Genomic DNA, 10,665 nt, shown 5'->3' with positions numbered 1-10,665 from the left:
GACGCCCCGCGCCGTGGCCAACGTGATCGCGGCCCGCCAGAGCGCATACGAGAGCGGCACGGAGTCGTAGGCCGCCAGAGGTTTCGGGGGCGCGGGGACGACCTATCGTCCCCGCGCCGCCATTTATGTTGCGCTACGGAACATTTGGGCCGCCTTGGCCCGCTCGTCGAGGATCTGTCGCCTGCGCTCGGTCATCGCGGCGGCTGGCGAGCCGCCGGAGCCGATGGCTTCGGCCAGCGCGGCCGCGTCCTCGATGGCGTCCCTGGCGCCGACGCCCGCGGCCGGGGTGATGGCGTGATCCGCGTCGCCGCACAGGATCACCGGAGTTTGCGGGGGACGTGCACCGGCGAGTGGCACGGTGCGCGCGTTGGAGACGTGCACCGTGCTGGTCGCGCCCAGCAGGCTCTCGACGAGTTCCGGGATTGCCCCGGCGCCCGCCAGAATCGGCTCCGCCCAGCCGTCTAGTGGCTGAGATCCGATGTCTCGCAGGGCGAGTGGTTCGCGGGTGAGGCGGGTGAACCACACCGAGATCTCGTCGTTCCAGAAGTGCCCGAAGGTGCTGACCGGTCGGCCGTGGTCGTCGAGTCGGCGGTGGAAATGCAGGACGGACGGATCGGTGTCCGGCTGGATCGGGCGGGTGGTGATGCCGTAGATGATGATCTGCCCGGCGTATTCGGCGGCGCGCTCGGGTTCGAGGGTGCGCCGGGCGAGGGAGTCGATGCCGTCCGCGGCGATGATCACGTCGTCGGCCGGGACCTGGTTCGTCCCGCTGAAGAGCCTGCCCGTGCTGCCGTTCAGCTCGGTGACCGGGGTGCCGAAGCGAATGTCCGCCGTTGTGCCGGTGGCGAATTCGGTCAGTGCGCGCATGAGGTCGGCGCGCAGGTACAGCCGGCGTTCGGTGCGGGTGTCGCTGCGGATCACCCCGGCCCGGTCGGCCGCGCGCAGCTCGGTCAGCGGATGCGACGCCCGGTGCAGCCGGTCGATCCCGACGCCCAGCCGGGTCAGCGCGGCATGCGCCCGATCATCCAGGGCCAGAAAGTGTCCCGCGCCGACGGCAGGCTGGCTCTCGTAGACCGTGACCGGTCGTTGCTTCCGTGCGAGCGCCCCAGCCAGCAACGTCCCCGCGATTCCACCGCCGATGATCGTGACCATGCCCCCACCTTAGGTGCCGCCGTCGGCGCGCTGCGGGGTCGCGCGCTCCGACGGCGGCGCGATCAGCAGTCGTTCGGTGCGGGGACGCCGCGGAATCGGTCGTCGATCCAGGCCACCGCGGCCGGTGCGCCCAGCACGGCCGTGGTCAGGTGGTCCGGGCTCGGAATCAGCTCGGACTGCACCCGCGCGCCCGCCGCGCAGTAACGCCGCACGGTGTTGTCGATCGAGGCCACCGGGATCAGCACGTCCTCGGTCGAACGCCATTGGTAGATCGGCATTTTCGGCACGCCCGCGTAGAGTTCCAGGCTGTTCTCCTCTAGCACCGAGCGCGCGCTCGGGTCGTCGGCCAGCGAGGTGGAACTGGCCACGTCCAAGACGTTGTGCCCGGCGCCCGCCGCCAGGATCTCGTTGGTGCAGCCGTTCGCGATCTGGTCGCGGGTAGCCCGGCCGAAATCGTTGAGGCTGTCGCTGATCGGCAGCCGGGTGGGGTACTCCCGCTCCAGGCCGATGGCCGCCGCCAGGGCCAGTCCGAACGCCGGATGCCGGGAGTAGCCGAGGCCCTCGGTCATCTTCACCAGATTCATCGGGACGCCGCCCTCGGCCGCGCCGACGATGTCGAGCTCCGGCGCGTAGGTCGGGGCCAGCGCGGCCGCCCAGCCGGTCGCCATGCCGCCGCCGGAGTAGCCGAACATCGCGACCGGGCTCTTCGCCAGGCCGAGCTCGCTCACCTTGCGGGCCGCGCGAATTCCGTCCAGGGTGATCATGCCGCCCAGCTTGGCCGCCCCGTAGGCGCTGGTCGGCCCGAGATGATCGGGCAGCGCCACCGACCAGCCGCGCAACAGCACCGTGTTGAGCGCGGGCGCCTCGCGCACAGCGAGATTCGGATCGCCGGTGTAGAGCACCCGCGAGACCGCGCACTGGGTACCGAGACCGTTGATGATGTGCTGGTAGGACAGCAACGGCCCGCCGGGGGCATGGTCGTGCGGGGTCAGCACGGTGGTGGTGGCCGCGATCAGATTGCCCGCCGAATTGGTGGAACGGAACTTGATCATCGTGACGGCGGTGCCGGGAAATCCGAGCAGCGGCGGCATCGGGCGTACGGCGAGCACGTCACCGGCCTCGAACCGATCCAGGTCGGGTGGCGCCGCGTAGAACGGATCGGGGTCCGGCCTGGGGTAGATCGGTTGTGCCGCAGCGGTACCCGGCACGACGGCCACGTGTGCGACCGATATCAGCAGGGCGACAACGGCGAGCGCGGGGCGGATGTGTCGAAGCATGGCGATGAGCGACTCCCATTCATCACGACATTCACGGGGATTGTTGGGCATGCCGAAAGTCGAATAATCCGAGGATCGGCCGCGAATAATCGCCCGGCCGGTATTCGGACGAGCGACACGATATGGGACAAAGAGAATGTCGGGAGGGAGCCGCGCCGTGCGGGGCGGCCGATCGGCGGGCGGGCGGCGTGGCATCGCCGCACGGTTGCCGGTGCGCCGGTTACGGTGGTTCGGTGATGCTGCTCGTGGTCGGCCTGATTCTGCTCGGTGTCTTCCTGCTCAGGTTCCGCAGCGACCGGCGCCGGCTGAGCAACGGCGTGTTTCTGCTGCTCGGCTTGGCTTTCACCGGCGTGTGGGTGATCGGCTCCGGCGCCAAGGGTGACCTGCCGGTGGTGCTGGCCGGCCTGCTCGTGCTGTTGTCACCGCTGCTCGTGCTGGTGCTCGCCGGGTTGCTGATGGTCAACGGCGGGCAGATGATTCGGCGCGAAGGGCTGCGGATCGCGAACCTGCTTCCGCTCGGGCTCGGGGTCGTGCTGCTGGTGCCCTACGTGTTGCTCGCGGTGGCGATCTTCACCGGCGATATCTGGTCCATCGTGATTTTGGCGTCGGGGACGATGGCGGTGAGCTACGTCGGATTCCTGTTCGCCAGCTTCCTGTTGTATTCGCTGCTCTACGGCGCGTTGCCCTACCGGCCCGGCATGGACGCGATCGTCGTGCACGGCTCCGGGCTGGTCGGCGCGCGGGTGCCGCCGCTGCTGGCGAGTCGCCTGGATCGGGCCGTCGAGGTCTATCGCGCCGAACTCGCGGCGGGCCGGCGGCCGCTGCTGATCACCAGCGGCGGAAAGGGTTCCGACGAGGCGGTATCCGAGGCCGCGGCGATGGCGGAGTACCTCGTCGACCGCGGCGTGCCCGCGGACAGCATTGTGCTGGAGGACCGTTCGACGACCACGCGGGAAAACCTGCTCTACACCAAGCGGTTACTGGGCGAGCGCGGCGAGTCCACCCGAATGGTGCTGGTGACCAGCAACTTCCACATCCTGCGCACGGCGATCCTGGCCCGGCGCCTCGACCTCGACGCGGAGGTGACCGGCGCCAAGACCGCCTTCTACTACCTGCCCTCGGCGATACTGCGCGAGTTCGCGGCGATCGTGGTGGCCTACAAGTGGATCAACGTGATCGCCTGCCTCGCGCTGATGGCGCTGCCGGTGCTCGCGCTGGTGCTGACCCGCGACCTGCCGCATCACTACGGCGACTGAGGCCTAGTCGAAGGTCTTGTGCGGGATGCCGACGGTGAGTCCGCCGTCGATGACGAATTCGGCGCCGGTCGAATACGAGGATTCGTCGCTGGCCAGGAAGGTGATCAACGCGGCCACCTCGGCCGGGTCGGCGGCCCGGCCGAGCGGGATCTGGAGGAAGTCCGCCGGAATGCCCTCGGTCATCGGCGTGGTGATCAGGCCGGGATGCACGGAGTTGACCCGGATGTTGTGCTGCGCCAACTCGAGTGCCGTCGACTTGGTCAGGCCGCGGACGGCGAACTTGGTCGCGACGTAGCCGTGCAGGCCCGGGCTGCCGCGCAGTCCTTCGACGGAGGAGATATTGATGATCGAGCCGCCGCCCGCGTCCTTCATCGCGGGGACGACGGCCTGCATGCCGAGGAACGTCCCGGTGAGGTTGATGTCGATGATCCGCTGCCATTCGGCCAGCTCGAAGTCGGCGATCAGGTTGCCGTTGGCGATGCCCGCGTTGTTGACCAGCACGTTCAGTGCGCCGAACCGCTGCACCGCCTCGGCGACCGCGCCCTGCCAGTCGGCCGGCTCGCGCACGTCCAGATGTACGTAGGCGGCGGAGTCGCCGAGCTCCTTGGCGATCGCGGCACCTTCGTCGTCGAGCACGTCACCCAGGACCACCTGGGCGTCCTCGGCCACCATGGCCGTGGCGTGTGCCGCGCCCATGCCGCGGGCTCCGCCGCTGATCAATGCCACCTTGCCGGCCAACCGCCCCATCGCGGCACCTCCGTCTCTCGTCCGTCCACGCCAACGTACTAGAACACGTTGCAGAATTGCGCCGAATCGAGCGTCGGCCTCGCGACCGATCGTGCCATATCGGCGTCGTGCGCGGGAAAGGTGTTGTGAGTCAGCGCCTTCGGCAATCCGCTGGCCGGGGCGATCCATTCGTTTTAGGGTTCTCGCATGAGCGAGCCCACCGTCTTCACCATGGAATCGCTGCGCGATGCCGCGGGCACCGACCTCGGCGCGAGCGGCTGGATCGAGATCGGCCAGGACCGCATCACCGCGTTCGCCGAGGCGACCGAGGACCGGCAGTGGATCCACGTGGACCCGGAGCGCGCGGCCGCGGGGCCGTACGGCACCACCATCGCGCACGGGTATCTGACGTTGTCGCTGCTTCCGGCGATCATCGGGCAGGTGTTCGAGATCTCCGACGCCGGTGCGCGGATCAATTACGGCCTCAACAAGGTTCGGTTTCCGGCGCCGGTACCCGCCGGCTCGCGCATCCGCGGCCGGGCCACGATCGTCAGCGTCGACGAGGTGCCGGGCGGGCTCCAGGTCGTGCTCGCGACGGTCATCGAGGGGGAGGGCTCGGACAAGCCCGCGTGCATCGCCGAATCGATCGTCCGCGCCTTGGCGTAAGCGCGCGCTGTCGCATCCCGTCGATGCCGGGCATCGTGCTGTGGCATCATCGTGTGTAGAACACGTTCTAATTCTGTCCGCGATACGCGGGAGGCGCGATGACGAACTCACGATCCTCGGCGGCGCTGCGGCGCTTCGCCGGGCGGGTGCCGGATATCGCCGAGGTGCCCGGCGGGCGGTTGGTCGAACTACCGGGGCGGGGTCGCACGTATGTGGTCGATACCGGCGGGCCGGCGGACGCCCCGGCGCTGGTCCTCTTGCACGGCACCGGGTGTACCGCGTATCTGAACTGGTTTCCGGCGCTGGCGGCGCTGGCCGAGCGCTACCGGGTGATCCTGTTCGACCAACGTTGGCACGGCCGCGGGATTCGGTCCGCGCGCTTCTCGGTGGACGACTGCGCCGACGACGTGGTCGCGGTGCTCGACGCGCTCGGCGTGGAAGAGGCTGTCTGCGCGGGATATTCGCTCGGCGGGGTGGTGAGCCTGGCCGCCGCGCACCGGCATCCGGACCGGGTGGGCGGGCTCGTGTTGTGCTCCACGCCGTATCGGTTCCAGGAGAAGTGGCGCGAGCGCGCCTTTCACCGTGTCTTCGGGGCGTTCGCCGACGCGGTCGCGCCGTATTCCTTCCGGCGCACCGAGGAATTGGCCGCGCGACTACCGGAGCTGCCGGAAATCGCCTGGGCGCCCGGGCGATTGGATCGATGGGCGCTCACCGAGCTGCGCAGTACCAGCGGCTGGGCGATCACCCAGGTGATCGGTGAGGTCGGCCGGTTCGACGCGACGGACTGGCTGTCGACCCTGAAAATGCCGACCGCGGTGGTGATTACGACGCAGGACCGGGCAATCCCGGTCTATCGGCAGTTGGAGATGGCGACCATGATCCCCGGCGCGAGTATTCATCTGCTCAGGGGAGGGCATGCGGCCTGTGTGCTGGAGGCGGATCTGTTCGTGCCCGCGCTGCTCGAGGCTTGCGCGGCGGTCGCCGCGAGATTGTGAGCCGCTGTTCGACGACAATGGCGAACAGGGCCTGGTAGGTCAACCCAATTTACGTGCGGCGGTGAGCAATTCGTCTACGACACCGGGGACCGCGTCGGCGAGTTCGCTGACGTCGGGCACCAGTTCCTTGCAGGCGATGAAACCGAAGTCCAGGTCGTCGTTGTTGGAGATCACGGTCACCGTGAGCCCCGCGCCGTGAAAGACCGGACCGAACGGATACATTCCGTCCACCCGCACGCCGAGGAAGTACAGCGGCATCGGCGGGCCCGGCACGTTCGACACCACGAGGTTGTGCACCACCGGATGCCGCTCGGCCAGCTTCAGCGACGAGTACACCCGCGCCGCGAGCTGAAAGGTGTTCGGCGGGGCGTACTTCGACCAGTCCTGGAGGAAGTCCGCGCCGATCAGATCGTGTTCGGCCTTCGCGCCGCGGTTGTCCTCGGCCACCTGCCGCAGGCGTTCGACCGGATCCGCGATATCGGTGCCGAGCCGGGCGAACAGCGTGGACACCTTGTTGATACCCGCGGTGTGCCTGGTCGATTCGTGCACCGAGACCGGCACCGACGCGATCAGTGACCGGTCCGGCAGTTCGTCGTGCTTCTCCAGGTAGGCGCGCAGCACGCCGGCCACGATGGTCAGCACCACGTCGTTGATCTTCACCCCGAACGCGGACTTGATCTCCTTGATCGCGCCGAGTTCGGCCTCGGTGAACGCGACCGTGCGATGCGGCGTGATGGCCAGGTTGAACGGCGTGCGCGGCGCGGAGAACGGCAAGGCCATGCCCGCCTTGTCGTTACGCCGCCGGTTGGCGAAGCCCGCCACCATGCCGAGGGTCTTCGGCACCATGCCGACGATGCCCGCCTTGGTCGGGAACTTGACCACCGCCTTGGCCAGCAGTTGCCAGTCGTTCGGGCTCGGTTCCGGCCGCCATTCCCCGGCGGGCGGTGTCTTGGCCGCGTTCGGCTCCAGATCGCACAGGTGCATCATCATGTTCGTGCCGGTGATGCCGTCCACTGCGGCGTGATGGTACTTGCAGATCACCGCGACCTTGCCGTCGTCGAGGCCCTCGACCACCGACATCTCCCAGAGCGGGCGGTCGCGGTCCATCGGGCGGCTGGCGATGTCGCCGACCAGTTCGGCCAGTTCGCGCCGGCCGGCCGGCGCGGCGATGCCGATACGCCGAATGTGATAGTCCAGGTCGAAGTTCTGGTCTTCGACCCACACCGGGTGATCGAGGTTGAACGGCACCTCGTAGACGCGGCGGCGCATCTGCGGGATCAGGGGCAGCCGCCGGCCGAGTTCGGCCTTGAATTTCTCGAATGAATAGTCCCCTGAGCTGGGATCGAGGATCAGCAGCGCACACACGTGCAGGTGCTGGGTCCCGGTTTCCAGGTAGAGAAAGCTGGCATCCAATCCGGTGAGTCGCTCCATAGCGAAATCGTACTAGAACGCGTTCTAGTTTTCGGCCGAACGGGCGCGAGGTGGGTCACAGTGGGGCGCTCTATTGTCAAGCGGGCTAACGCTATTGGGCTGCGCGCATCCGGCGGTCGTTTGCGCAGTTCGCGCGGTCGGGTGTGCAATTTGTGCTGCTACAGATCTTTATGTAACCGAGGGTTTCATGTATGTGTATGATGATTGCTACGGCCATGCAGGAAGGCGCGCGACGACGCAGTCGTGAGAGGAGTACCGATGAAGCTACTTCGTAGAGGTGAGCGACGACCGGACATCGATCCGGGCGAGGTCGCGCTGCACGCGCGCAACGTGCGGTTCCAGTGGGCGGATACGCCGCTGCACTGGATGCCCGAAGAGCCGATCGCCTCGCACCTGATCAATTCGCTGAACCTGCTGCTGCCCGAGGGCGAGCGCATGTTCTGTGCCACCTACACCGAGGCGCTGCCGTTCGTGAAGGACGACAAGCTGCGCGAGGCCATGCTCGGCTTCATCGGCCAGGAGTCCATGCACGCCGAGACGCACGACAAGGTGCTCACCGAGGTGCTCGCCGCGCACGGCATCGACCCGGAACCCTATGTGCGCCAGGCCGAATACCTGTTCCGCAAGACACTGGGGCCCAGGGCGAACGAGGGCGTCGCGCAGCGGCAGACGCTGGTCGAGCGCCTGGCCTTCATCGCCTGCCTGGAACACTTCTTCGCCTACCTCGGCGACTGGGTGCTCAACGCGGAGTTGGAGCGGTTCGAGGCCGACCCGCGGATCGCGGATCTGTTCCGCTGGCACGGGGCCGAGGAGGTCGAGCATCGGCATGTCGCCCATGACGTGGCCGTCTACTTCGGTGTCGGCTACGTGCGCCGGGTGGCGATCATGACGCTGGTCTTCCCCATCTTCATCACCCTGGTGGTGCGCGGCACCAAATTCATGGTGCACCAGGACCCCGCGCTGCCCGACCTCGGTTACCCGCGGCTGATCAAGCGGGTGTTCGGCGCGATGTGGCGTGGCGCGCTGCCCGGCGTGCCGTCGCTGCTGTGGAGTGCGCTGTCGACGCTCAAGCCCGGCTACGATCCCGAGACGGTCGGCTCGACCGCGCAGGCGGTGGCCTATCTCGCGAAGTCGCCTGCCGCGCAAGCGATCGCGTCGTGAAGCAGAGTCAGTGCGGCGCGGGTGAGGTGCGGTGGTGAACCTACGTCCCGTCCCGGCCCGGCTGCCCGCCGACCTGTTCGGCAAGCGTGATCAGGATCGCGCGGTGCGGGTGCTCGACGCGGTCGCCTCGGCGCGGCTGAAGTGGACCACCATGATCAATCGGCGTGACCTCGTGCCGCGCGTGGACGACCACCGATTGGCGCTGGTGGTCACCGAGCGGCGGATCGAGGCGCACGACCAGGACGTGGTGAGCCTGCGACTGGAGGCGCCGGACCGGCGGGAGCTGCCGCCGTGGCGGGCAGGCGCGCACCTGGACCTGGAACTGCCCTCGGGACGGCTGCGGCAGTACTCGCTGTGCGGCGATCCGGCCGACACTCGCGCGTACCGGGTCGCGGTGCGGCGCATCCCGGACGGACTCGGCGGGTCGGTGGAGGTGCACGACGGGCTACCGGTCGGCGCCCCGATCACCGTGCGCGGGCCGCGCAACGCCTTCCCGTTCGCCGTGCCGGGACACGGATCGCCCGCCGCCCGTTTGCATTTCATCGCCGGCGGCATCGGGATCACGCCGATCCTGCCGATGGCGCGGCTGGCGCAGCGGCTCGGCATCGACTGGTCGATGGTCTACACCGGCCGCAATCGGGACACCATTCCGTTCCTCGACGAGATCGCCGGATTCGGCGACCGGGTCACCGTGCGCACCGACGACGAGCACGGCCTGCCCGACGCCGCCGCGTTGCTGCCCGGTGTCGCGGCCGACACCGCGGTCTACTGCTGCGGACCCGTGCCGATGACCAACGCCGTCGCCGCCGCGATTCGCGAAATGCCCGGCGTGGAACTGCATTCCGAGCGGTTCTCGCCGCCGCCGATCGTGAACGGCGTGCCGTTCGAGATCCAGTTCGCCTCCACCGGCGAGGTGGTCGAAGTGGCCGCCGATCGTTCCGCGCTCGACACCATCCTGGAAACCCGCCCGGATCGCCCCTACTCGTGCCGCCAAGGCTTCTGCCGCACCTGCAAGGTGCGGGTGCTGGCCGGCGCGCCGGAGCATCGCGAAACCGTGCTCACCGCGGCCGAACACGAGGCCGGCGAGATGCTCGTCTGCGTATCCCGTTCGCCCGGTGGGCGACTGGTGCTCGATCTGTAAACCCCGACCTCTGGTCAGCAAGGAGAAACCGATGACGACCATCGAACCCCCGGAGCTCGTGGCCGCCGAGCGGACGGTGCGTAACGGCGAATTCGAGCTCGCCGTCTACGAATACGGCGATCCGACCGCGGAAACCGTGGTGCTGGTGCACGGTTGGCCGGACACCAATCACCTCTGGGACGCGGTGGTGCCGCTGCTGGCCCGCCGCTTCCACGTCGTCACCTATGACACCCGCGGGCACGGCCGCTCCACCCGGACCCGGCGCACCGAGGACTTCCGGCTCGACCAGCTCGCGGGCGACTTCTTCGCCGTCGTCGACGCGGTCAGCCAGGACCGGCCGGTGCACGTGCTGGCCCACGACTGGGGTTCGGTGCAGGTGTGGGAGGCGGTCTGCGAGCCGCGCGCGGCCGCGCGGATCGCGTCGTTCACCTCGGTGTCCGGGCCGAACCTCGACCACATCGGGAACTGGATGCGCAACCGGCTGTCCCGGCCGACGCCGCGCAACCTGTGGCAGCCGTTCACCCAGGCGCTGTCGTCCGCCTACACGTTCTTCTTCATGACGCCGGGACTGCCGCGCGCGGTCTTCGGCCTGCTCGGCACCGAGCAGCGCTGGCAGCGGGTCGTCTCGATCATGAACGAGACGCCGCCGTCGACGGTGACGCTCGGCCCGACGTTCCGGCAGGACATGGTCGACGGTCTGCTGATCTACCGGGCGAACATCGTGCAGCGCCTGCTGTCCCCGCGCGAGCGGCATACCGAGGTGCCGGTCCAGTTGATCGTCGCCGGTCGCGACGTCGCGGTCCGGCCCGCCGGTTACGACGACGAACGCAAATGGGTGCAACGACTCCTGTCTCTTATAC

Annotated in this window: 10 protein-coding genes; 6 read left to right on the top strand and 4 right to left on the bottom strand. The window is 68.5% G+C overall.

Annotated features, from left to right (window positions below):
* Window positions 1–123 precede the first annotated feature (123 nt).
* Both ACFQ9K_RS40420 and ACFQ9K_RS40415 read right to left on the bottom strand, forming a co-directional pair.
* Window positions 124–1,152 (bottom strand): FAD-dependent oxidoreductase, encoded by a 1,029-nt coding sequence (locus ACFQ9K_RS40420; protein WP_378727290.1) that lies wholly within the window; start codon window positions 1,150–1,152, stop codon window positions 124–126.
* A 62-nt stretch (window positions 1,153–1,214) separates the two neighbouring features.
* Window positions 1,215–2,429: a lipase family protein gene (locus ACFQ9K_RS40415; protein ID WP_378717337.1), complete on the bottom strand. Its 1,215-nt coding sequence runs from the start codon at window positions 2,427–2,429 to the stop codon at window positions 1,215–1,217.
* A 236-nt stretch (window positions 2,430–2,665) separates the two neighbouring features.
* Here ACFQ9K_RS40415 and ACFQ9K_RS40410 point away from each other — a divergent pair, with 236 nt between their 5' ends.
* The gene (locus tag ACFQ9K_RS40410) at window positions 2,666–3,685 is read left to right on the top strand and encodes a YdcF family protein (RefSeq protein ID WP_378717413.1); all 1,020 of its coding nucleotides are present in this window, start codon (window positions 2,666–2,668) and stop codon (window positions 3,683–3,685) included.
* A gap of 3 nt (window positions 3,686–3,688) precedes the next feature.
* On the opposite strand, the gene ACFQ9K_RS40405 is transcribed toward ACFQ9K_RS40410, so the two are convergent.
* Window positions 3,689–4,432 carry a glucose 1-dehydrogenase gene (locus ACFQ9K_RS40405; RefSeq protein WP_378717339.1) on the bottom strand — a complete coding sequence of 248 codons (744 nt, stop codon included), beginning with the start codon at window positions 4,430–4,432 and terminating at the stop codon, window positions 3,689–3,691.
* 186 nt (window positions 4,433–4,618) lie between these two features.
* Here ACFQ9K_RS40405 and ACFQ9K_RS40400 point away from each other — a divergent pair, with 186 nt between their 5' ends.
* Window positions 4,619–5,077: a MaoC family dehydratase gene (locus tag ACFQ9K_RS40400; protein ID WP_378717340.1), complete on the top strand. Its 459-nt coding sequence runs from the start codon at window positions 4,619–4,621 to the stop codon at window positions 5,075–5,077.
* Between the two features lie 98 nt (window positions 5,078–5,175).
* Window positions 5,176–6,072, top strand: a complete 897-nt coding sequence (locus tag ACFQ9K_RS40395; protein ID WP_378717341.1) for an alpha/beta fold hydrolase — start codon at window positions 5,176–5,178, stop codon at window positions 6,070–6,072.
* A 39-nt stretch (window positions 6,073–6,111) separates the two neighbouring features.
* Here ACFQ9K_RS40395 and ACFQ9K_RS40390 read toward each other — a convergent pair whose 3' ends face one another.
* Window positions 6,112–7,503, bottom strand: a complete 1,392-nt coding sequence (locus tag ACFQ9K_RS40390; protein ID WP_378717343.1) for a wax ester/triacylglycerol synthase family O-acyltransferase — start codon at window positions 7,501–7,503, stop codon at window positions 6,112–6,114.
* Between the two features lie 258 nt (window positions 7,504–7,761).
* On the opposite strand from ACFQ9K_RS40390, the gene ACFQ9K_RS40385 reads away from it, so the two are divergent.
* From ACFQ9K_RS40385 to ACFQ9K_RS40375, 3 genes are all read left to right on the top strand, one after another.
* The gene (locus ACFQ9K_RS40385; protein ID WP_378717344.1) at window positions 7,762–8,664 is read left to right on the top strand and encodes a metal-dependent hydrolase; all 903 of its coding nucleotides are present in this window, start codon (window positions 7,762–7,764) and stop codon (window positions 8,662–8,664) included.
* Between the two features lie 34 nt (window positions 8,665–8,698).
* Window positions 8,699–9,805 (top strand): PDR/VanB family oxidoreductase, encoded by a 1,107-nt coding sequence (locus tag ACFQ9K_RS40380; RefSeq protein WP_378717346.1) that lies wholly within the window; start codon window positions 8,699–8,701, stop codon window positions 9,803–9,805.
* A 31-nt stretch (window positions 9,806–9,836) separates the two neighbouring features.
* On the top strand, window positions 9,837–10,665 hold an 829-nt coding region (locus ACFQ9K_RS40375), incomplete at its 3' end, for an alpha/beta fold hydrolase (RefSeq protein WP_378984377.1).

Origin of the sequence: Nocardia sp. NPDC056564 (assembly GCF_042793755.1) — a bacterium.
GTDB lineage: Bacteria > Actinomycetota > Actinomycetes > Mycobacteriales > Mycobacteriaceae > Nocardia.
This window is presented reverse-complemented; position numbering and strand designations above follow the sequence as displayed.